The organism is Lactobacillus nasalidis, from assembly GCF_016587775.1.
GTDB lineage: Bacteria > Bacillota > Bacilli > Lactobacillales > Lactobacillaceae > Lactobacillus > Lactobacillus nasalidis.
The window spans coordinates 1-26,191 of the sequence record NZ_BOCG01000122.1; the positions used below are offsets into that span (position 1 = coordinate 1).

At 54.2% G+C, this 26,191-nt stretch carries 25 protein-coding genes; 13 read left to right on the plus strand and 12 right to left on the minus strand.

Annotation, left to right across the window (positions count from 1 at the left end; genetic code table 11):
• Positions 1-223 (minus strand): peroxide stress protein YaaA (yaaA, locus tag lacNas_RS01935; protein WP_201332098.1); only part of this gene is annotated, 223 nt, incomplete at its 3' end.
• Between the two features lie 66 nt (positions 224-289).
• Here yaaA and lacNas_RS01940 point away from each other — a divergent pair.
• Positions 290-940, plus strand: coding sequence for a hypothetical protein (locus lacNas_RS01940; RefSeq protein ID WP_201332099.1), 651 nt, complete (start codon positions 290-292; stop codon positions 938-940).
• Between the two features lie 94 nt (positions 941-1,034).
• On the plus strand, positions 1,035-2,246 hold the full coding sequence (locus lacNas_RS01945) for a L,D-transpeptidase family protein (RefSeq protein ID WP_201332100.1): 1,212 nt from the start codon (positions 1,035-1,037) through the stop codon (positions 2,244-2,246).
• Between the two features lie 280 nt (positions 2,247-2,526).
• Here lacNas_RS01945 and lacNas_RS01950 read toward each other — a convergent pair whose 3' ends face one another.
• From lacNas_RS01950 to lacNas_RS01960, 3 genes are all read right to left on the minus strand, one after another.
• The gene (locus lacNas_RS01950; protein ID WP_201332101.1) at positions 2,527-2,712 is read right to left on the minus strand and encodes a hypothetical protein; all 186 of its coding nucleotides are present in this window, start codon (positions 2,710-2,712) and stop codon (positions 2,527-2,529) included.
• A gap of 75 nt (positions 2,713-2,787) precedes the next feature.
• The gene (locus lacNas_RS01955; protein WP_201332102.1) at positions 2,788-3,420 is read right to left on the minus strand and encodes a nitroreductase family protein; all 633 of its coding nucleotides are present in this window, start codon (positions 3,418-3,420) and stop codon (positions 2,788-2,790) included.
• A 129-nt stretch (positions 3,421-3,549) separates the two neighbouring features.
• Positions 3,550-6,081: a M1 family metallopeptidase gene (locus lacNas_RS01960; protein WP_201332103.1), complete on the minus strand. Its 2,532-nt coding sequence runs from the start codon at positions 6,079-6,081 to the stop codon at positions 3,550-3,552.
• Positions 6,082-6,373: 292 nt separating this feature from the next.
• On the opposite strand from lacNas_RS01960, the gene lacNas_RS01965 reads away from it, so the two are divergent.
• The 6 genes from lacNas_RS01965 (at position 6,374) to lacNas_RS01990 (ending at position 12,124) form a co-directional block, all read left to right on the plus strand.
• Positions 6,374-7,129 (plus strand): DeoR/GlpR family DNA-binding transcription regulator, encoded by a 756-nt coding sequence (locus lacNas_RS01965; protein ID WP_201332104.1) that lies wholly within the window; start codon positions 6,374-6,376, stop codon positions 7,127-7,129.
• A 10-nt stretch (positions 7,130-7,139) separates the two neighbouring features.
• Positions 7,140-7,514, plus strand: a complete 375-nt coding sequence (locus lacNas_RS01970; RefSeq protein ID WP_244660763.1) for a bacteriocin immunity protein — start codon at positions 7,140-7,142, stop codon at positions 7,512-7,514.
• A 38-nt stretch (positions 7,515-7,552) separates the two neighbouring features.
• A complete protein-coding gene (locus lacNas_RS01975) occupies positions 7,553-8,374 on the plus strand; it encodes a Cof-type HAD-IIB family hydrolase (RefSeq protein ID WP_201332105.1) in 822 nt (273 codons plus the stop codon).
• 272 nt (positions 8,375-8,646) lie between these two features.
• On the plus strand, positions 8,647-9,219 hold the full coding sequence (locus lacNas_RS01980) for an aggregation-promoting factor C-terminal-like domain-containing protein (protein WP_201332106.1): 573 nt from the start codon (positions 8,647-8,649) through the stop codon (positions 9,217-9,219).
• A 150-nt stretch (positions 9,220-9,369) separates the two neighbouring features.
• A complete protein-coding gene (locus lacNas_RS01985) occupies positions 9,370-10,317 on the plus strand; it encodes a sugar-binding transcriptional regulator (protein WP_201332107.1) in 948 nt (315 codons plus the stop codon).
• A 274-nt stretch (positions 10,318-10,591) separates the two neighbouring features.
• Positions 10,592-12,124: a C69 family dipeptidase gene (locus lacNas_RS01990; RefSeq protein WP_201332108.1), complete on the plus strand. Its 1,533-nt coding sequence runs from the start codon at positions 10,592-10,594 to the stop codon at positions 12,122-12,124.
• 154 nt (positions 12,125-12,278) lie between these two features.
• Here the strand turns inward: lacNas_RS01990 and lacNas_RS01995 are convergent, their stop codons facing one another.
• The 3 genes from lacNas_RS01995 to lacNas_RS14405 form a co-directional block, all read right to left on the minus strand.
• Positions 12,279-13,697 carry a DASS family sodium-coupled anion symporter gene (locus lacNas_RS01995; protein WP_201332109.1) on the minus strand — a complete coding sequence of 473 codons (1,419 nt, stop codon included), beginning with the start codon at positions 13,695-13,697 and terminating at the stop codon, positions 12,279-12,281.
• A 27-nt stretch (positions 13,698-13,724) separates the two neighbouring features.
• Positions 13,725-15,128, minus strand: a complete 1,404-nt coding sequence (locus tag lacNas_RS02000; RefSeq protein ID WP_201332110.1) for a class II fumarate hydratase — start codon at positions 15,126-15,128, stop codon at positions 13,725-13,727.
• A 358-nt stretch (positions 15,129-15,486) separates the two neighbouring features.
• Entirely contained in the window at positions 15,487-15,621 is a 135-nt protein-coding gene (locus lacNas_RS14405; protein ID WP_280515196.1) for a hypothetical protein, read from the minus strand.
• Between the two features lie 179 nt (positions 15,622-15,800).
• Between lacNas_RS14405 and lacNas_RS02005 the strand changes: the two genes are divergently transcribed.
• Positions 15,801-16,718, plus strand: a complete 918-nt coding sequence (locus lacNas_RS02005; protein WP_201332111.1) for a cytochrome C5 — start codon at positions 15,801-15,803, stop codon at positions 16,716-16,718.
• Between the two features lie 54 nt (positions 16,719-16,772).
• On the opposite strand, the gene lacNas_RS02010 is transcribed toward lacNas_RS02005, so the two are convergent.
• From lacNas_RS02010 to glpK, 5 genes are all read right to left on the minus strand, one after another.
• Positions 16,773-17,012 carry a hypothetical protein gene (locus lacNas_RS02010; RefSeq protein WP_201332112.1) on the minus strand — a complete coding sequence of 80 codons (240 nt, stop codon included), beginning with the start codon at positions 17,010-17,012 and terminating at the stop codon, positions 16,773-16,775.
• Between the two features lie 101 nt (positions 17,013-17,113).
• Entirely contained in the window at positions 17,114-17,614 is a 501-nt protein-coding gene (locus lacNas_RS02015) for an O-acetyl-ADP-ribose deacetylase (RefSeq protein WP_201332113.1), read from the minus strand.
• Positions 17,614-18,396 carry a tyrosine-protein phosphatase gene (locus lacNas_RS02020; protein WP_201332114.1) on the minus strand — a complete coding sequence of 261 codons (783 nt, stop codon included), beginning with the start codon at positions 18,394-18,396 and terminating at the stop codon, positions 17,614-17,616. Before lacNas_RS02020 ends, lacNas_RS02015 begins: the two co-directional genes overlap by 1 nt.
• A 111-nt stretch (positions 18,397-18,507) precedes the next feature.
• Complete coding sequence (locus lacNas_RS02025) at positions 18,508-19,266, minus strand: tyrosine-protein phosphatase (protein ID WP_201332115.1); 759 nt, start codon at positions 19,264-19,266, stop codon at positions 18,508-18,510.
• Between the two features lie 25 nt (positions 19,267-19,291).
• Positions 19,292-20,800 (minus strand): glycerol kinase GlpK, encoded by a 1,509-nt coding sequence (gene glpK / locus lacNas_RS02030; RefSeq protein ID WP_201332116.1) that lies wholly within the window; start codon positions 20,798-20,800, stop codon positions 19,292-19,294.
• A 195-nt stretch (positions 20,801-20,995) separates the two neighbouring features.
• Between glpK and lacNas_RS02035 the strand changes: the two genes are divergently transcribed.
• The 4 genes from lacNas_RS02035 to lacNas_RS02050 form a co-directional block, all read left to right on the plus strand.
• Complete coding sequence (locus tag lacNas_RS02035) at positions 20,996-21,664, plus strand: type 1 glutamine amidotransferase (protein WP_201332117.1); 669 nt, start codon at positions 20,996-20,998, stop codon at positions 21,662-21,664.
• A 128-nt stretch (positions 21,665-21,792) separates the two neighbouring features.
• Positions 21,793-22,029 (plus strand): transcriptional regulator, encoded by a 237-nt coding sequence (locus tag lacNas_RS02040; RefSeq protein ID WP_201332118.1) that lies wholly within the window; start codon positions 21,793-21,795, stop codon positions 22,027-22,029.
• Between the two features lie 124 nt (positions 22,030-22,153).
• Positions 22,154-24,244, plus strand: coding sequence for an AAA family ATPase (locus lacNas_RS02045; protein ID WP_201336273.1), 2,091 nt, complete (start codon positions 22,154-22,156; stop codon positions 24,242-24,244).
• Between the two features lie 150 nt (positions 24,245-24,394).
• A partial coding sequence (locus lacNas_RS02050; RefSeq protein ID WP_201346535.1) for an EAL domain-containing protein occupies positions 24,395-26,191 on the plus strand: 1,797 nt, incomplete at its 3' end.

Consider the following 26,191-nt stretch of genomic DNA (forward strand, 5'->3'; position numbering starts at 1 on the left):
GCGCCGGCAGCTGCCCCTGGGTCAGGTCGGCGGCCAGCATCTGCCGGGCTGCTGCTGTGATTTTGGCATTGGCCCGCCAGACGGTCTCAAGTTCCGCTTGGTCCAGCGACTGCAAATAAGTCCAGAGCTCTTGAGCCTGAGCGAAGAAAACGGGGCTGCTTTTGGGCAAAAAAGCGCGGTCGTCAGCCTGCATCTTTTTTGCCGGGGAAATTATGATCTTCATTTTTTACATCCCTTTAATAATCTAGTAAAATAAAACATATGTTTAACAAAACAAGGAGGAGCAGAATTGATCAACCCTGATTTTGCAATTATCTTAAATTTTAACCCAACAGCCGGGAAAGTAAACGCGGATGCTCTGGTCCGCCGGGCCAGAGACATCGGCGCCCGGGCGGTCAGCGGCCCTGATGCCCTGCAGGAGGCCTGTGAGAAGTACACCATCGCCCGCCTGCCAAAGCAAGACGGCAAAGCCTACGGGGCAGATGAAGTCGTGGACGCCTTGACAGCGACCAGAAAGGCCGGCCAGGCCCTGGTCGTCGACGTTGCCGTGAACGCGGACGGCGAAATCGCTGAAGACGCGCAAGCCAGCTTGGAAGCCTTGAATTCCTGGATGCACAAGTTCGGCCACGCGGCCAACGAGGGCCAGCCAAGCACGCTGGCAGCCGACGCGACGGATTCTTTCGTCTTGACCAACCGGCACGCGCCGTATCAAGCCTACCTTTTCCTAAAGGCTCCTTATCCTGCCGCAGTCAAGGTAACGGGCCTGACGGAAGAGCCAAACCGGGTCGAATGGATTGACGGCCGGGAAGAATGCGATTTTGTTTTTGAGCAGGGAGTGCTGACGGTTCAGTTGAAAAAGCAGGAAAGTCCCTTTGCTTGGCAATTGGTCCGGATCCAAGGCCACCGGCCGGAAGACGATCTCACCGAGACCAAATTTTAAATTCATATTAAAATAGTCCTTCATGCGTTTTAATCATGGGGCAAATCGTGTTATACTGAACACAATCTTTTGTAAGTACAGATTGGAGTTATTAATGACTTCTCGCAAAGACTACCGTAAGAAGAACATTCAAGGCAGCAAGTACCTGGTCATCGCGGGCGTGGCGGTTATCGCCCTGGCCTGCGCTGGCATTTGGGGACACAATGCCTACCAGCAGCACCAGGCAACGGTTTTGGCGCAGAACAAGCGCCAGGTTGCCTATAACAAGAAGCACTTCAACGCCAATGTTTCGATTTTTGGCGTTAAAGTCGGCAAGCTGACGGTTGCCCAGGCCACCAAGAAGATCCAGGCCAAGGCCAAGAACAAGCTGGTCTACAAAAACGGCAAGATTAGCGCCGTTCATGACAGCAAAGTGGCCGTGATCAGCCAAAGCACCGTCCAGAAGTACTTTGACAAGCAGTACACCCAGCTGCCGACCAGCAAGAGCTACAAGTACCAGAACACCTCCCTGGCCAAGGGCAAGAGCAAGCTGAAGCAGCTGATGGCTGCCAGCGTCGACTACAAGGTGGCGGGCAAGACCTTCACCCTGCCGGCTAAGACCTACTTGACCCAAGTCAGCTACTACAGCGGCGCCATTCACTACGACGACTCAAGCAAGCTGACGACCAAGCTCAACGCCATGGACAAGGAAGTCAAGACCCTGGGCAAGAGCTACAAGTTCACGACCCCGTCCGGGTCAACCATCACCGTCACCAACCAGAGCTACGGTTGGGGGATCTGGACGGCCAGCGCCAAGAAGGCGGTTCTGGCAGCTTATGAGAGCGGCAAGAAGACCATCGACGGCAAGAATCACATCTACGGCGAAGGCTACACCACGCAAGGGCTGGGCTATGGCAAGAGCAACAACGGGCTGGGCAACAGCTATGTCGTTGTTTCCATCTCCAGCCAGGACCTGTGGGTAGTCGTTGACGGCAAGGTGGCCGTAACGGTTTCCGACGTGGTTACGGGGACGGCCAACAAGGGCGACAACGCTACGCCTAAGGGCGTCTGGTACATCATGTACAAGCAGCAGGACGCGACTTTGAAGGGGCAGAACGACGACGGGTCGAACTACTCATCCAAGGTTGACTACTGGATGCCGTTCACTCTGAGCGGCTGTGGCCTGCACGACGCGTCATGGCGGACCGACTGGTCAAGCACGGCCTACCTGGAAGGCGGGTCCCACGGCTGCGTGAACATCCGGCCAAGCGAAATCAAGTCCGTTTGGAACGCGGTTACGACGCACATGCCAGTGATCGTTTACTAAAATTGATACTGAAAAAAATCTGCTTTCCTTGGGAAGGCAGATTTTTTTGTTCCAGGGCTATTGCATATGCCGCTTTTTATCATTAAAATATTCATGAAAGCGCAAACAGTATCAGGAGGAAGAAGCAATGCCTTGGTTTGCAATCATGACCGTCTTTGCAATCGCTTTGGCGGTCTCCGGACTGATCAGCCTGGTCAAGCTTTTGACCGGATATTTTAACAAAACCCATGAATAACAAACAAAAGGATCTGTCTTCGTTAATGAAGGCAGATCCTTTTCTCTATTTCTTGGTCAATTCGAGCAATTTGTGGACGGGTTCCTTGGTCTTCAGCTTCTTCTTGCCCTTCTCAAGGAGAATTCCCGTCTGTACCCCCTTGATGAACGGAGCGGAACGCTTCAAAGCCTGGCCGGCAGCATAGCCCACGGCCATCAAAAGCGCGATTCTCTTAACATGCTTCATTTTCATTTTGCTCACCTTATTTCTCACAGGTCTGACAACTGATCCCTTTTCTTATATTATAGCGCTTTCCGGAACGCTCACCTAAGCAAATTCCGTAACATCTTTGACATCGTAGCGGACGGTGTCAGGCACGACCTCGCTTGGGTCCGGCTTGCCGATGGAGATGGCCATTACCGGAACATACTGCTCCGGGTCCAGGCCGAATTCAGCGGCTGCCTTGCTTGCGTCATAGCCAGCCATTGGGTTGGTTTCGTAGCCGTGTTCCCGGGCCACCAGCATCAGCTGCATGGAAACAAGCGAGGCATCCACCATCGCGTCGGCTACCAGCATCTGCCGGTCTGCCTTTTCATAAAGGGGCAAGAAGGTGTTAACCGCGGCGTCACGGGCTTCCGGGGTAACCTTCTTGGCTTCAACCATGCCGTTCCACAGGTCCCGGTACTTCAGATATGACTTGGTGTTGCCGAAGACCATGATCGTAGCTGGGGCCGTGTCAACCTGTTGGTAGTTGAACGGCATCAGGAAGTCGTGCAGCTTTGCCTTGCCTTCTGGCGTGTCGACGATGACAAAGTGCCAGGACTGCAGGTTGCAGGCACTTGGAGCTGAAATGGCTTCGTTGATGATTTCCAGCAGCTCCTCCCGGGAGATCTTGACGCTGGAATCATAGTGCCGGATGGACTTTCTGTTTTGCATGATGTCTTTAAAATCGTTGTTCATTTTCCTTACCTCAAAAAATTCTCAAAGCTTTTTCTCCCTTTTATTGTAATCGATTACAAAGATTTTAGACAGAGCAAAAAACTGTTTCCAGCTTTCAGCGGAAACAGTTTTCTTTTTTGCTTATTTAGCTTACTTCTGCAGGGCAGCAGCCACGGCAGCGTTGACGTCAGCTTGTTCGCTGGCAATCAAGTCTACCCGGGTAGCGATGACCTTCCGGTCCATCTTGATTTCCCGGTTCAGCAGCATGTCGCTTTCCTTGTCAGTAAAGAAGGCGTTGTATTCGTCGTAGCGTTCCTGAGTCTTGAAGACGCGGGAGATGACGGTGATGAAGGTAGCGAATTCCATGTCGCCGCCGACCGTCTTTTCCATCCAGGCCCATTCGTCTCTGATCCAGTTCCAGGCCAGCTGTTCACCTGCCGGGTTGGACAGAACGCCGTTGAACCAGCCGCGCAGGTCCTGCGGCTTGACGATTTCCGCGTTTTCGAACCAGGAAACGATCTTCTTCAGTTCGCCCTCGTCCTTGCTCTTGACGATCGCGGCTTCCAAGTCCATCTTGAATGACGGGTCGCTGGTTGCCTGGTAGAGGCCGACCAGCTTGTCAGTCAGTTCGCTTGACCCGTAGTTTTCAACTTCGTTGATCAAAACGTATGCCCGGATGTCGGCAGACAGTTCTGCCAGCTTGTCAGCGTATTCCACGTAGATTTCGTGGGCCTGCTTTTCAGAGTCGGCGTTATGGCCGTAAAGGCTGGCTGACAAAACGTATGGCCGGGTTTGGATGTCTTCGTCGCTTTCGCCTTCCTTAGGCAGCCAGCCCAAACGGGCAACTTGATCCTTGGACAGGTCGTTGTACAGGGCCCGCAGGTTCTTGTCGGCATCGCTGCCGGCTGGGGCAAACTGCCGCAACTTGGCAGCAGTCGTGTACAGAGCGTCGTTTACGATGTGGCTTTCTGAGTTCTTGAAGAGTTCCAGAACCGGTACCACGTCAGCGTATGAAGCCTGCTTGCCTTCTGCCAAAAGGCGCAGGTCCTGCAGCAATTGCAATTGGGAAACTGGGTCCAGGTCCTTGGCTTCCTTCATGATGTCGTCCATCAAAGTCTGGTCGTACTTCACGATGAAGTGGGAGTTGTTGCCCACGTTCAAACGCAGAGCGTGGCCAGCTGCTTCACGCAGTGACTTGTAGTCGCCCAGGTCGATTTCGACGTCTGACATGATCTTCGGTGCCTTGAAGTTGGCGTTGAGCGGAATTTCCCACTTGCGGCCGACTTCCTTGCCTTCACCGATGAAGAACTGCTTTTGCGTCAGCTTCAAGTGGCCGTCTTCTACAAAAGCATTCACTACCGGGTAGCCTGGCTGGTCCAGCCAAGTGTGCATGATTTCCCCGATGTTCAGGTCGGTTGCCGTTGACAAAGCGTCCCAGAGGTCGTCGCCGGCCGCGTTGCCAAACTTGTGCTCGTCAAAGTAGCGCTTCAAGCCTTTTCTCAGGGCTTCGTCGCCCAAGAGGGAGCGAACCATGACCAGCATTCTTGACCCCTTGGCGTAAACGATCGCCCCGTCAAAGAGCGCGTCGATTTCAGCCGGGTCGTTGACTTCCACGTGCACTGACTGCACCCCGTCGGTCGCGTCCCGGGTCAGGGCAGCGGCTGCTTCAGAAGTCTGGAACATTTCCCAGATGTGCCAGTTCGGCTCCAAGTGGTCAACTGACAGGTATTCCATCATGTTGGCGAAACTTTCGTTCAGCCAGAGGTTGTCCCACCATTCCATGGTTACCAGGTCGCCGAACCATTGGTGGGCCAGTTCGTGGGTTACCACCGTGGCTACCAGCTTCTTCATTTCCAGGGTGGTGTTGTCCGGGTCCAAAAGCAGGTAGGCTTCCCGGTAGGTTACCAGGCCCCAGTTTTCCATGGCGCCGGCTGAGAAGTCAGGCAGGGCAATCTGCAGTGACTGCGGCAGCGGATATGGGGTTTGGTAGAAGTCTTCGTAGAATTCGATTGCCCGCTTGGCAATGTCCAAAGAGAAGGTCAGTTCCTTTTCCTGGTGGGCCTGGGTTGAGTAAACCCCGATCAAGACGCCGCTCTTGGTGTGGGTCGTCACGGACCGCATTTCGCCAAAGGCAAAAGCAACCAGGTAGCTGGACATGCGGACAGTTTCCTTGAAGTAGTGAACGCCGTTTTCTACCCGTTCTTCCGGCATGTTGGCCAGGACAGTTTCGCCTTCGTGTTCGTCAAACTTCAAAGCCAAAGAGAAAGTTGCCTTGGCTTCCGGTTCGTCGACACATGGGAAGGCTTCCCGGGCAAAAGTAGTTTCAAACTGGGTCCCGATCAGTTCCTTCTTGACACCGTCAACCTGGTAGTAAGACGGGTAGATCCCCATCATCGTGTCCGTCAATGGAGCCTTGTAGTCGATGGCAATGACCGCTTCCCCGGTCTTGCCGGCTTCGATCTTGATGCCTTCAAAGTCGTCGCCGAAGGTAAACGGCACTTCCTTGCCGTCAACCGTGACCTTGCTGATGGTCATGTACTTTTGGTGGACCAAGACAGTTTCTTCCTGGATTTCCCCATGGATGGTGGAAGTCCCGGAGAATGATCTTGCTGCCCGGTCAACGTCGATGTACAGATCGTAGTGATCTGGATGGAATGTTTCGTAAAAACGCTTAACAGCCATTGTTTCCTCCTAATAATCCGCGTCAGATTTTTCCTCGCGATATTGTATTCACACTTCTCTATTCTAGCAAAAAAGCCCAGATAAAGCCCTATTAACGCAAAATATCTGTTTTTTGCCCAGCAGTATTTTTTAAAAAAGCGCACGCTCCCAGGCCCGGCCTTAAGCCCAACGCCCCTGCATTCTTACGTGTTTTCTTGACGAAACGCTGATAAATGCTGAAATATTTAAGCTAAACACTGATAAAATGAAGTCAAAAACAAGTCTAGATGCTATTTTCTATTTAGGGGGAAAAATGACACAAGAAAACAGACTCAAAGAAATCCGCCGGCTCCTTTTGGAAAAGCGCGAGTTGAAAACCCGGGAAATCGCCAACTACTTCGGCATTTCCTTTGACACTGCCCGCCGCGACGTCCTGCGGCTGACCGAAACCGGCCAGGCCCTCCGGATCCACGGCGGCCTCATGGCCATCGACGACAACAGCGTGCCCAGCTTCTTGACCCGGCAACACATCCTTTCGCCGGTCAAACGAGACCTGGCTGAAGTCGCCAGCCAGTTCGTCCATGCCGGCCAGTGCGACTTCATTGGCCCTTCCACTACTCTCAACCTGCTCTGCCAGCGCCTGGGCGGCCAGGATTTGACCGTTGTCACCAATTCCATCGACAACGTCCTCGCCCTCCTGCCCCTGCGCCAGCCGGCAGTGAAGCTTTTGGGGGGCGATGTGGACAAGGCCAACCGCTTCACCCACTCGCCTCAAGCCTTGGATGCCCTCCGTCAGTTCCACTTCAACACCGCCTTTATCGGAGCGGCCCGGGTGGACGCAGACGGCAGCTACTTGATCGACGCCAGCGACGCGGACGTGATCCAGCTGGCTACTTCCAAAGCCCAGCGGGTTGTCCTGGTCACTGAAAAGCACAAGTTTGTTTCCAAAGTCACCGCCCCTTTTCAATCCGCACCACTGGACCGGATCGACGTGGTAATCACTGACGCGCCTTTGGACGATGCGACCAAAAAGTTGTTTTCCCCAAAGACGCGACTGATACATCTCTAGGAGGCAAAACATGCAATGGGCAATTTTTAGCAATTTTCTTCAAAAAAACCGGCAAGAAAGCGACCGTGCGCGAACCCAGCAAATTCTCAAAAACTTCTATGCCAGCTTTTTCTCTGACATCTACAACGAAAGAAACATCAGCCGCTATAAGCCTTTGCGCGATGCAATTGCCCTGGTGCTGGGCCGCTTTGATTCTGGCGATCACCCGATGGAATACGCGGCCAAACTTGCCCTTTACCTGCCAGCCAAAGCCAGCCTCAACCGGCTCCGCTTTACCAAAGAGCAGCAGGGCTGGCTGAAGGAATTGAGCCGCCTGACCCGGCAGGTCAGCTTGAACTTCGTCTACCTCAGTCCCTTGGACTCGATCAGCCAGTTCAGTCTTTGATCATCAGTATTTTATTTTTTAATGAAAGGCATCAAAACATGTATAAGCTAATCTGCTGCGACTTGGACGAAACTCTCTTGAACAAACAGAACAAAGTCGGCGCCCGCAACCTGGCCGCTATCCAAAAATGCCGGGACTTGGGCGTCAAGTTTGTCCCCACCAGCGGCCGGGGTTACTGCTCCATGCAGACGGTCCTGCGAGAACTTGGCCAAGCCGGCCTGGCTGGCCAGTACACGATCTGTTACAATGGCGGGGCAATTTTTGAAAACAACGGCCGCCTCCTAGCCTGCCAGGAAATGCCCTACCCCTTGGCCGAGCAAATCTTCGAGCGCGGGCAGGAAATGGGCCTGGGCATGCAGATCTACACGGAAGACTCAGTCTATGCCTATCAGCTCAGCGCGGAAGACTTGGACTTCTGCCGGGGCCGGGTGGCTTTCACGGACTTGCCTAAAGGCGGGATCAAGTTCCTGGAAGAAAACGGCGCCAAGTTTGCCAAGATCCTCTATTCCAACTCTGACTATGACCAGCTGCTCAAAAGCCGGGAGCTGCTGGCAGATCTGGCAAGCCAAACAGAAATCAGCATCTCTTCCAACCGCTTTTTGGAAATCAATCCAGCCGGTGTCAGCAAGGGCCAGGGGCTGCAGTTTTTAGCCCGGCAGCTGGGCATCGCGCCCGCTGAAACCCTGGCCATCGGTGACAGCTTGAACGACCTGTCCATGCTTAAAGCCGCGCGGACTGGCGTCGGCGTGGCCAACGCAGTTGCGGAAATTCGCCCTGCCTGCGACTACATCTGCCAGAACGACCACGATCATGGCGGAGTCGCCGAAGCCTTGGAACGCTTCGTTTTGCCTGCAGTTTAATTCCAATTTTGAAATAATTGCCTGGCTCAAGCTCCTCTTTATTTCATTCTTTTGACAATTGTTACTAATGTTACTAATCAGTCTAACTAATTTAAAGCGCTTAAAATGATAAAATTAGCTCTTTTTTTAGCCTATTTATGATTTTTTTGACAAAAAATTGTGCAATTTACCGGATTGTTAACGACCTGTGGTCGTTTTGTAACGGTCCTGTAATATTCGTTTAGTAGCATAGACTTAGTTTTTAAGAGAACTAAGTGAGGAGTTTCTACCATATGAAGACGTTCAAACGCAATTTCAAGAAAGCTTTATCCGCGGTCGCTTTCGCGGCTGCCCTCGTGGTCGCTCCCGCCGCTACTGTTTCTGCGGCAACCAATAACGCAAATTCTACCCAACAATCCGCGACTGCTTCACAAAGCTCTGCTCAAAGCAGCCAAGCAAGTTCAAGCACGTCAAGTTCAGCAGCAGCCAAGGCCGCTGCTGCCAAGAAGGCTGCTGCCGCTGCTAAGAAGGCCGCCGCAGCTGCCGCCAAGAAGGCTGCTGCCGCCAAGAAAGCCGCTGCCAAGAAGGCTGCCGCCGCTAAGAAGGCCGCTGCCAAAAAGAAGGCTGCCGCTAAGAAGAAGGCTGCTGAGAAGGCAGCCAAGTACTGGATCGCCATGCACGAATCCGGTGGCTCCTACACTGCCAGAAACGGCAGATGTTACGGCCGCTACCAGCTTTTGATCTCATACCTGCACGGCGACCTGTCCAAGAAGAACCAGGAAAAGACCGCTGACCGCTACGTTCGCAGCCGTTACGGCTCATGGGTCAACGCCAAGAAGTTCTGGCTGGCTCACCACTGGTACTAATCAGCAAATCATGTAAAAGGGGGAACCTGACGGTTCCCCCTTTTTTTATCCTTTTTTCAAAAAAGCCGGCATTTTGCTCATTTTACAAAAATGCCGTTTTGCTTTACAATATTCAAATGATCTTTAAATATCTGAAATTGGGAGGAAATCATGCAGCTTAGCAACGACCAGCTTGCAAATATCGCACACGACTACTACATCAGCAAACTAAACATCGCCGAAATTTCCGCCAAATACAGCCTTTCCCGCTACTTGATTGACAAAGCCCTCGGCGATGCCGAAAAGACCGGCATCGTCCAGATCACCATCAAAGAGGGCGCCAAGCGAAACACCGGCCTGGAGAAGCTCTTCCGCCAGCAGTTCGGGCTCAAGGAAGCCTTCATCTTGAAGAAGCTGGAAACCAAGAACCAGGACAGTGAGAAGATCGTCAGCTTCGCGGCCGAGCAGATCCAAAGCTACATGCAGTCCAGCAAGAACGTCGGCATCACCTGGGGCACGACCATGCTCGACATCATCAATTCCTTCACCGAAGTCAAAAACGACGACCTGACCTTCGTCCAGCTGGTCGGCTACCCCCTGCAGGGCAACGGGCGCAAGAACCCCCTGGAATCCGTCGCGGCCGCGCAGTGCGGCGGCCACTTCCGCGCCCTGCCGGCCCCGCTCTACTCTTCCAATCCCGACCTGGTCCAGCTGATCAAGAAGGAACCCTTCTATGAGCGCCTGGATGACCTGTACAACCACATGGACCTGCTGGTGGCCAGCCTGGGGACCCTGCAGGCCTTTGAGGAGGAAAGCTTCCTGCACCAGAAATACGAGAGCCTTCTCTTCAAGAACATCCGCCACAGCAACATTTCCGGCATGATCTTCGGCCGCCCCTACGACCATGAGGGCCACTTCTTCAGCTCCATTACCGACAAGATCATCGGCATTTCCGACCAGCAGATCATCAAGACCCCGGTCCGCTTCGTCGTGGTCAACGACCGCTTCAAGTCCGAAGCCCTGCTGGGGGCTCTCAACTCCGGCATCATCACCCACCTGGTCACCAACGAGTCGATCGCCGAACGGGTGCTGCAGCTGCAAGAAGAAGGCTTCAACTAAAATTAATTATTTTGCCGGCCAAAGCGCCTGCTGGACCGTCCCGAAAAAGGGACGGTCCTTTTTTCATCAGCAAAAACCTGGCCGAACCCCTTTTTGCATGTAAAAATCTTTCTCATTTTCCGGTAATTTCTTGCCCAGCGGCTTCTTATTAAAGCACTTTTCCGGTTTGTATAGGGTTGTAATTCCAGGACAAGAGGCTTATGATTTTGTTTGGTAAGCGCTAACAAGCGCTGCTGTGTGATTGATAGGATTATGTTTGATAGGGGGAAAAAACATGCGCAAATTTGTTTTGGCAGCCGGTGCCTTGGGCCTGGCCGCAGCTTTTACCGCTGCGCCGGTCAAGGCCTGCACGACCGTAGTAGTTGGCAAGAAGGCCACGACCGACGGGTCGACCTTGATTGCCCGCAATGAAGACGTTGGGGCCTGGTCCAAGCACTTCTACGTGCACCAGGCCACCAGCGACGGCAAGACCACTTACGTTTCCGAGGACAACGGCTTCAAGACCAGCCTGCCGAAGACGGCCCTGCGCTACACCAGCACGCCGGACGGCGAGCAGGAAAACGGGCAGTGGATCTTTGGCGAGAGCGGGATCAACGGCGACAACGTGGCCATGAGCGCCACTGAATCCGGCACCAGCAACAAGAAGGCCCTCAAGGCCGACAAGCTGGTCAAAAACGGGATCTCTGAAGCTTCCATGCTGGACGTGATCCTGCCTTACATCCACTCCGCCAAAGAAGGCGTCCAGCGCCTGGGGCAGATCGTGGAAAAGCAAGGCAGCGCCGAAAACAACGGGGTCATCTTCAGCGACAAGAACGAGATCTGGTACATGGAAATCGGCTCCGGCCACACCTGGGCCGCCGTCAGAGTTCCTGACAACAAGTACGCCGTCATCCCCAACCAGATGGTGATCGGCAAGCTCAATCTCAAGGATTCCAAGAACTACATGGCTTCCAGCAACCTGGTCAAGAAGGTCAAGGCCTGGTCCCAGAACAAAAAGATCAAGCTGGCCGGCTATGAAAAAGGCACGGTCAACTATGCCAAGGCTTTTGGCACCAACGACAAGACCGACGCCATCTACAACCGGCCGAGAATGTGGGACGGACAGCGGATCTTGACGCCAAGCAAGAAGCAGTCGATCAGCAAGAAGTCCTACACTCTCTTCCTCAAGCCGGACAAGAAGGTCAGCCCGGCCAAGGTCGGCCAGGTCCTTTCCTCCCACTTCACGGGCACCAAGTACTCCAGCTACGGCAAGTGGAAGGGCGGCTACCGGCCGATCAACGTGCCAACGGACGTGGAATCCCACATCCTGCAGATCAGAAACAACGTGCCAAAGGAAATCGCCGGCATCCAGTGGCTGGCCATGGCCTCACCGGCCACCAGCGTCTACCTGCCCTTCTACACGAACGTCACTGACACGCCAAGCCAGTACCGGGTTGACGGCGACTACCAGGACCCGACCAACAGCAAGTCGGCCTACTGGACCTACAAGACCACGGCCATGGTGGTTGAGGCCTACAAGCACAAGAAGTTCATCGACAGCGCAACCGGCAAGAAGACGGACCTGATCTACAAGGACGTGAACCCTGCCAAGAAGGCCGTGACCAAGCAGCTCAAGGCCAACCTGGCCCAAAGCGACAAGGTTGCCAAGACTCTGACCGGCGACAAGCTGACGGCCTACCTGACCGAGCAGAACCAAAAGAACGCCGACTACGCGCAAGGCAAGTGGCAGACCATGAACAAGAGCCTGATCGTCCACTCCAACAAGCTGGCGCCGGTGACCAAGTCCACGCTCACCTTCAACAAGTAACAAAATAAGCAACAAAATAAGTAACAAAAAGATATTTAAACCGCGCGAAAAAGGCAGCTCCGTCATGGAGCTGCCTTTTCACTTACAAACTTACTTTTTCTTTTACTTACAAGTACTTCTCAAACTTGCTTTTAAACTTTTGCCAAAAGGCTTTTTACCAAAGGCCGATCAGCTTCATCCACAGACCGCCGATGACGCCGTAGACAACCAGGTAGAAGAGACCCAAAACGAAGCACATCTTCCACCAGTCGGTCTGCTTGACGTAGCCCGGGGCAAAGAGGGCAGTTGCCGGCCCACATGAGTAGTGGGTGGTTGACTGGAAGATCGCCCCGGTCATCCCCAGCATGATGGCCGCGAACATTACCGGTACGCCGGCACTCTTGGCAATCAAGAGCAGCGGTGCGTACATGGCAACAACGTGAGCCGTGCCGGAGGCAAAGAGGTAGTGGCTATAGAAGTAGACCAGAACCAGGATGGCCATGACCAGAACCGGTGACATGCCACCGATGACAGACTTGATGGAAGTCTGCAGCCACGGGATTACCCCGCCCTTGAGGCTGAGCTGGTTGGCCATGAAGATCAGGATTGAGAACCAGACAACGACGTTCCAAGCGCCGGTCTCGCCCAGCATGTCCTTGGTGGTCAAGACCCCGGTCACCAGCAGCAGGGCGGTGGCCAGGAAGGCTACCCAGGTAGCGTCCAAGCCAATGAAGCTGGACAGCATCCACAAAACAAGTGCCAGGATGAAGACAACCATCATGACCTTCTCGGAAGCCTTCATCGGGCCCATTTCGTTAAGCTGGCCTTCAGCCCATTCCTTGGCGTTCGGGGTTTCCTTGATCTGCGGCGGATACATCTTGTAGATGATGATCGGCACTAAGATGAAGGAAATGAGTGCCGGCACGATAGCCGCTGCCACCCAGCCGAACCAGGAAATCTTGACCCCGTTGGCCGCTGCCAGGCCGACCGCGGCCACGTTAGGAGCCGAAGCCGTCATGAAGAGGCTGGATGAGATCGTGTTGGCGTGGAATTCGTTGAAGATCAGGTAGGAACCGATCTTGCCTTCCGTGCCGTCAGAAACCTTGGAACCGAAGGTGTCGGACAAGGATTCGATGATTGGCAGGACGATCCCGCCGGACCGCGCCGTGTTGCTTGGCGTAGCCGGGGAAACGACCAGGTCGATCATGGACAAGGAGTAGCCCAAGCCCAGGGTCTTCTTACCAAAGGAACGAACGAAGATCAGGGCAATCCGCCGGCCCAGGCCGGTCTTGGTAAAGCCCCGCGCGATCATGTAGGCCATGGCGATGGTCCAAGGGGTTGAGTCCCCGAAGGCTGCCAGGGCTGGCTTCATTTGAACCAGACCCAGGCCGACGATGGTCACGTAGGCAATGATTGATACCCCAGCGATTGGCAGAGGCTTGGTGATGCAGGCAATGATGGTCGCCAGGAAGATGGCGAACATGTGCCAGCCGGCAACGGTGATGGCCGCCGGACGCAGCGGAGTGAGCAGGAAGAGCCCAATCCCGATGATCAAAGGCCAGATAAAGCCTTTGTAGTTTACTTTTGCTAACATTTCTTCTCCCGCTTTTTTTAAAAAAGACTATGCTTCCGGCTTGGTCCGGTCGATGTTGGTCATGGCCATGTAGTCCATCCATTCATCGTATTGTTCTTCGGTCACCTTGCCGCTCTTGAGGGCAGCTTCCTTCAAAGTGGTGCCTTCGCGTTGGGCGGTTTGCGCGATTACGGCTGCTTCGTGGTAGCCGATCTTTGGTGACAGAGCAGTAACAGTCATCAAGGAGTTTTCCAGCAGGTCGTCCATTCTTTGTTCGTTGACAGTCAGACCGTGGATCATCTTGTCAGCAAAGCCAGTGATGGTGCCGGCCAGGATTTCAGCTGATTCCAGGAAGGCAGCGATCATGACCGTCTTGAAGACGTTCATTTCGAAGTTGCCTTGGCTGGCAGCGAAGTTGATGGTCACGTCGTTGCCCAATACGCGGGCTACAGCCATGGTTACGGCTTCAGCCTGGGTCGGGTTGACCTTGCCTGGCATGATTGATGAGCCTGGTTCGTTGGCTGGAATGTTCAGTTCGCCGTAGCCGGCACGCGGGCCGGAAGCCAGGAAGCGGATGTCTTGGGCGATCTTGAACATGTCGTTGGCCAAAGTCTTGAAGGCCCCGTGCATTACGCTCAAAGCTGAGTGGTGAGCCAGGCCCCAGAACTTGTTGGTGTCAACCTTGAAGTCGTGGCCGTAAACTTCTGACAGCTTGCCGGCGATGGCTTCAGTCATCCCTGGAGCAGCGTTCAGGCCAGTACCTACGGCAGTACCACCGATGGCCAGTTCGTAAAGGCTTGGCTTCAATTCTTGGATGTAGGCCAGGTCATGCTTCAAGGCTGAGATGTAGCCGGAAACTTCTTGGCCGAAAGTCAAAGGAGTTGCGTCCTGCAGGTGGGTCCGGCCGACCTTGACAGTCTTCCAGTACTTGTCCTGCTTTACCTTGAGTTCGTCAATCAAGTGTTCAATGGCTGGTTCCAGCTTGTCGACAGCTTCAACGGCAACGATGTTCATTGCAGTCGGGAAGGTGTCGTTTGAGCTTTGGCCGCGGTTAACGTCGTCGTTTGGCAGGATGTTCAAGCCTGGGTGCAGCTTGTTGGCCAGGTTGGCAACGACTTCGTTGACGTTCATGTTGGTTTGGGTACCTGAACCAGTTTGCAAAACGTGCAGCGGGAAGTCCTTGCGCAGGTCTTCGTCGCTGAGAGCCAGCAATTGATCGATCGCTTCTTCGATTGCTTGTCCCTTTTCAGCTGGTTCGTCGCCAACTTCAACGTTTGATTCGGCAGCAGCCTTCTTCAAGTGCAGGAAGGCACGGATGATGGCCAGTGGCATCAATTCGCCTGACGGGAAGTTGTTGCGGCTTCTTTCAGTTTGCGGGCCCCAAAGAGCTTCCTTAGGAATCTTGACTTCACCGATCGTGTCGGATTCAATGCGGTATTCTTGTTCTGCCATCTTACAGATCTCCTTACAAAAAACTTTTTACAAAAATCTTCTTAACTAATTGCATTATATAACGGCTTTTTTGACTTTTGTTAAAAATGACACAACTTTTTGGCATTTTTTAAAAAAATTCAACTGCCCTTCTTTTTTTGAAATTTGTACAATTTTTGGCCAATTTTGTTAAAATGTAAAAGTTTTCAGCAGCAAGTAAGCGGTTGCCAGAAGCTTTTCGCAATTTCATTTTACCTGGCGGCCGATTTGCCCAGGCTGATTTTACAGAGAGTTAATGAAAAACGTAACTTGTGAAATGTTCATTAGATGAAATGCTTTTAGTTATCGTTTCTGATGTTAATGCACTTTCCCTGTCTTTTTAGAGAATGCGCAAAATGAGCATATTGAAAAAAACAGATATTTTTGGCCAGGGCCACCAGGCTGCGGCAAAGCGAAAACGCAGGAGCAAAAGAGCAGCAGAAGTTGCTGAATGCTTCTGAAGTTCTTTTTCCATATGAAAGCTTCTTGCCAAATCAGTGCTTGTTTTCCCTGTTTTCTTTTCTTGCGGCTGCCAGGCCGCTTTTTGGCCAGAGACCGGAAAATTAGCCTATAATTTTAATTAAATCGCTTGAAAAAACAGTTTTTGCAGGCCAACTTGTGCTAGGCTTGTGAATGCGAAAGGATGATTTTATCATGGCAAGAATGTCACGCAGACAGTACCAAGAAAGACAAGAACAAACCGCGCAAAAGCAGACGCGGCAGGCAAATATTAATTCCGTTCCCCGCCTGGACACTGACGGGGCTTCGAGAAGCGAGCAGAAGGTCCGGCTGAACTTCTGGCAGATCTTCGCCGACCGCCCTTATGTCACGGTCATCATGATCGGCCTGGCCCTCTTCTGCATCCTGGCCAAGTGGTGGATCGGCCTGGGAATCATCATTGTTTTGACCATTGCCGGCATCTTCGTCATCGGCCGCTCGCACCACCCCAACCGGGTCCTCAGTCTGGAGTTCAAGCTCAAGGCCTCCCGCAAGCTGAGCATGATCAAGGCCCTGCAGCTTTTGGGCTCAACCGTCATGTTCCTGGCTGCCTACATGCGGCAGATCGTCAGCGTCAACTTCACCAGCGCCGGGACCACCGACAGCCTGACGGTCGTTCAGAACATGCTCTCCAGCCAGGGGGCTTTCGGCCAGCAGGGTTCCTATTTCTTAAACCTCTTCAACCAGCTGACCGGGGGCTCTTTATGGGGGAGCTACCGCTACGCGACCAACAGCTCGCAGATGATGGACTCAACCGCCGGCACCATGATCATCCTCTGGATCTTTCTCTTGATGATCGCCCCGGCCTTCTGCGTCTTGTCCCAGTTCTTCAGAGAGCCTTACTCCCGGCACGTGATGACGGTGGCCTCCTTGATCTCCACCATCTCCTTTGCCTTGACGCCGACTTTGATGAACCGCTGGGTCATCTCCTATGCCGTGGAAAACCAGATGAGCCAGTCAGCCGCTGAAAACGCGGTCCAGGTCGGCAGCATGGTCTACCCGGCCATCATCTCCGCCGTCTTCGTCTTTGCCCTGGCGATCTACCGGGAAATCAAGAAAGATGAATTTGAATAGCAATGAAAAAAGCTTCAGTGAACCAACACTGAAGCTTTTTTGTTTGTATCCAACTTATTTTGCCAGAAAAATCCAGACCAGGTTGACCGCCAGCAAAATGCCTGCAGTGCATCCCTTCCAGAGATTGTATTTATCTGCCGGCGCCTTCTTGTTCACCAGGTACTCCATGCCAAAGCCGCAGACCAGGTTTAAAGCCAGCATGACCAGGCGGTACTGCAGCGTTCCCCAGCTGCTCAGCAAATTTAGCAGAGCCAGCAGGGTAAAGACGATTGTCACATAATATTTTCTCAGCATTTTCTATCCCTCTCTTGCATGCAAAAAACATTCTATTCAGTTTTTTGATTTATATAGCCTATACTTTATGCCTGCAGCAGCGGTTTGTCAATCTCCATTTCCTAGCCCAGCAGTTTCTGGTACAAGGCGTAAGTCCGGGCGTCGTAGGCCACCATGATGACCCGCATTTGGTAGTCCTTGTGTTCTCTCAGCCACTTGCGGACCTCACCGAAGGCAACCTTGCTGGCGGCATCCAAAGGATAGCCGTAGACCCCGGTTGAAATCGCGGAAAAAGCAACCGAATGCAGGCCGTTTTCCTTGGCCACCCGCAAGCTGTTTCTGTAGCAGGCCGCCAAAAGCAAGGGATCGCTGTGTGAACCCGAGTAGACCGGCCCCACCGTATGAATGACGTACTTGGCCGGCAGGTCAAAGCCCGGCGTGATCTTGGCCTCGCCCGTCTCACAGCTGCCCAGGGCCCGGCAGGCCTCGTCCAATTTTGGCCCGGCTGCCCGGTGGATGGCCCCGTCGACGCCACCGCCGCCGCGCAGTTCCCGGTTAGCCGCGTTGACGATCGCGTCCACCTTCAAAGTCGTAATATCGCCTTGCCAGATTTCCAAATTCATCAGTCTTCTGCTGCCTCCTCTAAATACATTTGCCGGAACTTTTCCAAATCAGCCTGCCTAAAGCCCAGTTTCCTGGTAAAAAATTTGTCAAAACTGCCCCAGCCCTGCCGGATGGTCTCCGTGATCCCTTTGACCGCCGGACCTTCGCCCCGGGTCACGTTCATCTTCGCGATCACCTGCGACAGCTTCTCATTGGTCGGGTGCTGCTTTTCAATGGAAAAATCGTACAATTCATCCGTGAGCAAGTAGTCCTCCGCGATCGTCTTGTCGTCCACGCCCAGGGCCATCAGGATCAAAATGCTGATGATCCCCGTCCGGTCCTTCCCGGCCGCGCAGTGGTAGACCAAGGCCTGGTCCTTTGGCAATTTCAAGAGTTCCTCAAAGACCCGCTTGATTCCCTCTTCTGAGTGCTCGTTGAGCAGCACCTGCTGGTAGATCTTGGGCAGGTAGTCGTCAAATTCCGGCAGATGGTGGAAAAAGCGCAAGAAAGGATGGGCCTGGTTGAAGCGGTCCCCTTCAGCGTAAAGGCCGATGTCCACAAAGCGGACCCCTGGCCAGGTCTGGTCCGGATATCCTTTTTGCTCCCGGCTGGACCGCAGGTCGCAGTCAACCGTAATGTGCAGGTTGGCCAGAATCACCCGGTCCTTGGTCGACAATTCGTTTAAGGCCGCCGACCGGTAGATCTTCCCCCACTTGACCCGGCGGCCGCCCAAGCCCTTGTAGCCGCCCAGGTCCCGGAAGTTGACCGGCAGGTCTAGTTCAATCACCCTTTGCATCTCCATCCTGCATCCCTCTTTTCCAAAAATCCGCGAAAAATATCTTCTCCCTTCCATTTTAGTTTTCCCGGAATTTTTTGGCAAAAAACCGCCCCAGCTTAAGCCGGAGCGAAAATCTTATTCCAAAAACTTGTCCCTAAGCTTGGCCAAGTCTCCTTGGCCAAAGCCCAGGCTGGCAAAGTAGCGGTCAAAGCCGCCCCAGGTCTGCCGGATCGTTTCCGTAATCCCGTAAAAAGCCGTCTGGCTGACCTGGGTCTGGTTCATCTTGGCAATCTGCTGGCCCAGGCGGTCGTTTTCATCCGCCTCGTCCCAGTCCCGGCTGTATTCCCGGCTGAGCAGGTAGTCCCGCAGGATCTCCCGGTCATCCAGGCCCAAGGCCATCAAAACGATCACCGACACCATCCCGGTCCGGTCCTTGCCCATGGAGCAGTGGTAGAGCAAGGCCCCATCATCTTCCAGAGCCAGCATCTCCTTAAAAATCTCCCGCATCACCAGGCCCGTTCTAGGAGCAACAAGATTCTGCTGGTAAACCATGGCCAGGTAGGACAATTTAGGCAGCTTGCCCGAATACTTCTCCCAGGCTGCCTCAGCTTCTTCCTCTTCATCCCCGCTCTCGCTGTAAAAGTGGGCGTCAACCAGTTTAGCCCCCGGCCAGAGCTTGTCCGGGAAGTTGTCCTGTTCATGCCGGGAGCGCAGATCGCAGTCCACTACAATTTTCCGCCGGGCCAGTTCCGCCTGGTCCGCCTTGGTCAAGTGGCTGAGTGAACCCGACCGGTAGAGCCGGCCCCACTTGACAGTCCGGCCGTCTTGACTCCTATAGCCACCCAAATCCCGGCAGTTGTAGCCGGCCTCTAACTTTACGATCCGCTTTGGCATTTTTTATCCCTTCATTCGTTAAAAACTAAAAATCTTTCCCGTGGGCAAAAACCCGGGTGGCCAGAACTGCCCGCTGCCAGCCCGCGTAGAGCCGGTCTCTTTCCGCTGCTTCCATCTTCGGCTCAAAAGCGGCTCCGGTCTTGGCGATCTCCTTCAAGCTGGCGACATCCGGCCAGTAGCCGACAGCCAAGCCGGCCAAAAAGGCAGCCCCCAGGCCAGTCGTTTCCAAGTCCTGGGCCCGTTCGATCTTTTTGCCTAAGAGGTCAGCCTGGAACTGGAGCAGGTAGTTGTTGTTCGAAGCCCCGCCGTCGACTCTGAGGACCGGGATCTCAATGCCCGAGTCCTTCTGCATGGTGTCGACCACGTCCCGGGTCTGGTAGGCCAAGGACTGCAGAGTCGCCTTGATCAGGTCCTTGTCGGTGCTGCCTCTGGTCAAGCCAAAAATTGCCCCCCGGGCTTCACTGTCCCAGTAAGGTGCCCCCAGGCCGGTAAAGGCCGGCACCACGTAGACTTCGTTGGCGTCTTTTGATTCTAAGGCCGCCTGCTCTGATTCCGGCGCCGACTTCAGCAACTTGACCGAGTCTCTCAGCCACTGGATGGCTGACCCGGCCACGAAGACCGACCCTTCCAAGGCATAGTTGACCTGGCCGTCAATGACGTAGCCGATGGTCGTCAGCAGGTTGTTTCTGGATTCGATCGGCTCTTCCCCCGTGTTCATCACGATGAAAGACCCGGTCCCGTAAGTGTTCTTGACCATCCCCGGCTTGACGGCCAACTGGCCGAACAGGGCCGCCTGCTGGTCCCCGGCCATCCCGGCGATCGGGACTCTGCCGCCGAAGAATTGATAAGGGTCGGTTTCCCCGTAGACTTCGGAATTGGACTTGACTTCCGGCAGCATGGCCCGCGGAATCTTCAGCAAGTCCAGGATCTCCTGGTCCCAAGTCAAATCATGGATGTTGAAGAGCATGGTCCGGCTGGCGTTGGTGTAGTCAGTCACGTGGACCTGGCCCCGGGTCAGTTTCCAGACCAGCCAGGTGTCGATCGTGCCAAAAAGCAGCTCCCCTTTTTCTGCCCGCTCCTGGGCCCCTGGCACCTTGTCCAGGATCCAGCGGATCTTGGTGGCGGAAAAGTAAGGGTCGATCACCAGCCCCGTCTTTTGCCGGATCATGTCGGTGCAGCCGGCCTTGACCAGTTTTTCCGCGATTTCGCTGGTCTGCCGGGACTGCCAAACGATGGCCGGATAGATCGGCCGGCCCGTCTCCTTGTCCCAGACCACTGTGGTTTCTCTTTGGTTGGTGATCCCGATGGCCGCCAGCTGGTCCGGCCGGATGCTTGAATTGATCAAGGCCGTGGAAGTCGTGATCTGGACGGCATTCCAGATTTCTTCAGCCTGGTGCTCCACCCAGCCGGGCTTGGGGAAGTACTGGGTAAATTCCCGGGCCACGCTGGCCACCTGCTCGCCGGCGCGGTTGAAGATGATTGCCCTGGTTGAGGTCGTCCCCTCGTCGATTGCCAAAATGTATTGTTCGCTCATGTCTTTTTTCCTTTTAAACCTATTCTTTTTCTTACTTTACTTACTTTTTTGCGTCTTTTTGCGAAAACGCTTACTATATAAGTCTAAGCCAGTTGCCGAAAAAAGCAAGTCAAAGGACCCGACCTTTAGATTATTATTTTTCCGCCATTTAGTTTATAATCAGTGTAATTGATTATGATAAGGAAGAATTTGACTATGGCTGATAATTTGATTCGCATTGCCTACCTCTACGAGGACTTGATGAACACCTACGGCGACTCCGGCGACGTCAAGATCCTGCGCTACTTTTTGGGCAAAAAGGGCTACCAGACCCAGATCGACAACATCTCCCTGGGCAGCAAGTTCGACGCGGCCGACTACGACTTCGTCTTCTTCGGCGGCGGGCAGGACTACGAGCAGAGCATCGTGGCCAAGGACCTGCAGCGCTTCAAAGACACCCTGAACGACTACATCCAGGCCGGCAACCCCATGCTGGCCATCTGCGGGGGTTATGAACTGATGGGGACCTACTACAACACCATCTCCGGGACCAAGATCAAGGGCCTGGGGATCCTGCCCCTGCACACGGAATTCGATCCGGAGAAGCGGATGATCGGCGACACCAGATACAAGACCGAATGGGGCGAAACGATCGGCTTTGAAAACCACTCCGGCCAGACCTTCCTGGACGACCGGGAAATGCTCAAGCCTTTCGCCCAGGTCCTGGAAGGCTACGGCAACAACCACGAGGAAAAGGAAGACGGGGTTCGCTACAAGAACTTCATCGGTTCCTGGTCCCATGGCCCAATGCTCAAGAACGAAAACGTCGCCAGCGCCCTGGTAGACATGATTTTAAAGCGGCACGCCGCCCGCGTGGCCCAATAATCCAAGAATTTTGACCGGCTTTTGACGAGCCGGTCTTTTTTTCGCGATTTTTTTAAAAAAATTTGCTATTTCACACTTGTGATATACCACAGATGTGCTATAATAATTGTCGTAGGGAAGTGATGACGATGAAGATCGATATTATTCGATACCTCGACGACAAACACCTGACCATCTACCGCGTAGCGAAAGAGTCGGGTTATGGCTACACTACCCTTCACAAGTCATTTAACAAACAGCAGTCAAATGCGACGTCGATAAACTTGCGGGACCTGGACGCGATCGCCCGGGCGCAGCATCTGGCCATGTGGCAGGTGCTCCGCGAGCTGGAGAATGATTATCTCAGCGATGATGATGATGACTAAACAAAATACTGAAGGTTGGTTAACCGCTGAGCAAGTCCTATTGTGTTGATTTCGATTGATGCAGAAGGGCTTTTTAGTTGGATTAAAAACAACCACGCTATTTTACTCAGAAAGAGGTAAAATTATGGCTTACGACAACTTTAACGATATGGACGATCTTTTTAGAGACTTAATGAACGGCATGGGCGGCTTCAATTCCGAAAACCGCCGCTACTTGATCAACGGCCGGCAGGTAACCCCGGAAGAATTCGCTGAATACCAGAAGACTGGCCAGCTGCCAGGGCAAGGGCAAGGACAAAAGGTCCAAGGCAAGCAAAAGCAGGCCAACGGCATTTTGGAGAAACTCGGCCGGAACCTGACGGCTGAAGCCCGGGAAGGCAAACTGGACCCGGTCATCGGCCGCAACAAGGAAATCCAGGAAACCGCCGAAATCCTGTCCCGGCGGACCAAGAACAACCCGGTCCTGGTCGGTGACGCCGGGGTCGGCAAGACCGCGGTCGTCGAAGGCTTAGCCCAGGCAATCGTCCACGGGGACGTGCCGGAGGCAATCAAGAACAAGGAAATCATTTCCATTGACATCTCCAGCCTGGAAGCCGGCACCCAGTACCGGGGCTCTTTTGAACAGAACATCCAGGACCTGGTCAAGGAAGTCAAGGACAAGGGCAACGTGATCCTCTTCTTTGACGAAATCCACCAGATCCTCGGCGCCGGCGGCATGGGCGACGGCAACGGCTCCAAGGGGATGAGCGACATCCTGAAGCCGGCCCTGTCTAGAGGCGAAATCACCGTGATCGGGGCCACCACCCAGGACGAATACCGCAACACCATCATGAAGGACACCGCTTTGGCCCGCCGCTTCAATGAAGTTACGGTCAACGCCCCAAGTCCGGCCGACACCTTCAAGATCCTGATGGGGATCCGGTCTTTGTATGAAAAGCACCACAATGTGGAACTGCCGGACGACGTCTTGAAGGCCGCCATCGACTACTCAGTCCAGTACATCCCGCAGCGGTCCCTGCCTGACAAGGCCATCGACCTTTTGGACATGACCGCCGCCCACCTGGCTGCCCAGCACCCGGTGACCGACGCCAAGACGATCGAAAAGCAGATCAAGGAAGAAAAGCAGGCCCAGGAAAAGGCCGCTGAAAAGGAAGACTATGAGGCCGCCCTTGAACACAAGACCAAGGCTGAAAAGCTGGAAAAGCAGCTCAGCGCCAGCCACGAAGAAAGAAAGACCGTGGCTACTCCGGCTGACGTGGCCGCTGCCGTTGAACGCCTGACCGGGATTCCGGTTTCCAAGATGGGCGCCAGCGACATCGAACGCCTCAAGGGACTCAGCAGCCGCTTAAAGGGAAAGGTCATCGGCCAAGACGAAGCCGTTGAAGCCGTAGCCAAGGCCATCCGCCGCAACCGGGCCGGCTTTGACGACGGCAACCGGCCGATCGGCTCCTTCCTCTTCGTCGGCCCGACCGGGGTCGGCAAGACGGAACTGGCCAAGCAGCTGGCTTTGGACATGTTCGGCTCCAAGGATGCCATCATCCGCTTGGACATGTCGGAATACTCTGACCGGACGGCCGTTTCCAAGCTGATCGGGACCACTGCCGGCTACGTGGGCTACGACGACAACTCCAACACCTTGACGGAAAAGGTTCGCCGCAACCCATACTCCATCATCCTTTTGGATGAAATCGAAAAGGCCGACCCGCAAGTCATCACCCTGCTCTTGCAGGTGCTTGACGACGGGCGCCTGACCGACGGGCAAGGCAACACGGTCAACTTCAAGAACACGATCATCATCGCCACTTCCAACGCCGGCTTCGGCAATGAAAAGCTGATGGGCGACGCCAAGAAGGACGAAAAGCTGATGGACCGGCTGGCTCCTTACTTCAGACCGGAATTCCTCAACCGCTTCAACGCGGTCATCGAATTCAGCCACCTGACCAAGGAAGACCTGAAGGAAATCGTCAACTTGATGCTGGCTGACGTGAACAAGACCCTGGCCAAGAAGGGCATCAGCTTGACGGTCAGCGAGGAAGCCAAGGACTACCTGATCGAACAAGGCTACGACGAAGCCATGGGGGCCCGTCCGCTTAGAAGAGTCATCGAACAGGAAATCCGCGACAAAGTCACCGACTACTACCTGGACCACCTGGACGTCAAGAAGCTCAAGGCCGACATGACCGACGGCGCCCTGGTCATCAGCGAGGACAAGTAATCGCCGGCATTTTTTAAAAAATAATCGATTTTACAAAAACGTTGAATTTTTATAAAAAGGCAGTCAAAATTGACTGCCTTTTTTGCTCTGCATTAGTCTTTGATATATAATCAATAAGTAATACGACAACGCTTACGTGAGGCATCAGCTATGCAAGAAAATTCTTACAGCTTTAGCGAGGAAGCTCGGAAAATTTACGAGAACTCGCCTTTTCCAATCCTGGTCTACCAGCTCATCAACGGCCAATACCAGGTGATTTTGCTGTCGGACGGCTACTGCAACATGGTCCAGTCCGACCGGTCCTCAATGATGACCTACCTTAACCAGCGCAGCTTCCGCCGGGTTCACCCTGACGACCTGAACCAGATGCTCGCCTACTCAAGGCAGATGGGGAAACGCAACAGCGGCCAGATCACCTACCGCCTGTCGATCAATGGTCATTACCATCAGTTGTTAGCTTATTGCAAATCACAAATAACTGCAGACGGCCAGCGGCTGCTGATCGTCCACTATTTTGACTTGACGGCCAGCGGCGACGAATTGGTCGAAAGCTTGAATCCCTACCTTGAGCCGCCTAAAAAACACGAGCTGGTCGACGGCTTGACCGGCCTGGCCAACATGACCAACTTCAACGCGGCCGGCGGGCGCTTTTTAAGGCAGATCATCCAGGAAGCCGGCCAGGCGGCCGTGGTCCTGCTGGACATCAACAACATGCACGTCTACAACAACCGCTTCGGCTATCTCAAGGGGGACGCCTTCCTCTGCCAGCTGGCCCAGCTGCTCAAGCAGACCTTCCCTGACGCTTACCTGGCCCGCTATTTCCAGGACCAGTTCGTCATCATCACGGATGCCGCCCAGATCGACAACCAGCTGGTCAAATTGAACCTGAAGGTCAAGGACCTGGCTGAAGGCCGCCTGGCCTCCATCCGCTGCGGGATCTATTTGGCCAGCGAAAGCAAGGAGCTGGCCCTGGCGGCCGTTGACAAGGCCCGGTTTGCCCTGATGACCGCGGAGCGGCCAAGCAGGGTCTGCACCTACTACACGACCAAGGTCCAAGAGCAGGTGTCCAAGCGGGACTACATCCTGGGCCACTTCGCCGAAGCCCTGGAAAAGGGCTGGATCAAGGCCGACGTGCAGCCGATCATCAACATCATGAACCACAAGACGGCAGCCTTCGAATTGCTGGCCAGGTGGAACGACCCAGTCTACGGGACCATGTACCCCAAGGACTTTCTGCCGGTTCTGGAAGAAAGCCTGCTGGCCCACCGGCTGGATTTGCACGTGCTGCGCGAGGCCTGCCGGATCTACGCCCAGCGCCGGCAGCAAGACCTGCAGAACCTGCCGATCGTCATCAACATTTCCACTGATGACCTGGAAAACGAGAGTTTCCTCAAGAAGGTCAACCACATCATGCAGGAATACCAGCTGCCTCATGACCAGCTGATCTTTGACCTGGCCGTTTCCAGCAACTGCCGGCCGGAAGCCATCAGACAGCTGCTGGCTTCTTTGAAGAGCAATCACTACGCCTGCTCCTTTGACTGCGCCAGCAGCAGCTTCCCGACCACGAACTTCCTGACGCACTTCTCCTTTGACTTCATGAAGTTCGACCTCCTGTCCCTCAACCCGGTGCACTCCCAGGAAGCCGCTGTGCTGACCAACCTGATCAACGCCTGCAAGCAGCTGGGCGTGCGGCCGCTTTTTAAAAACGTGGAAAACCAGTTCCAGCTGAACTTCCTCAAATCCATCGGGGCCGTAATGGTCCAGGGCAACTACCTCCTGGCCGCCATGCCTTATGAAGACTGCATGCGGCGCTTATGCCGCGACGGCTTCTCAGGCCAGACCAAGGACGAGTACGGCTTCTACCAGCGGATCAACCAGATCGACCTGCTCGACCCGGCCTCCCGCTTCTTCGACCGCAAGAAGCCGGCCGTCGGCAGCAGCAATCCC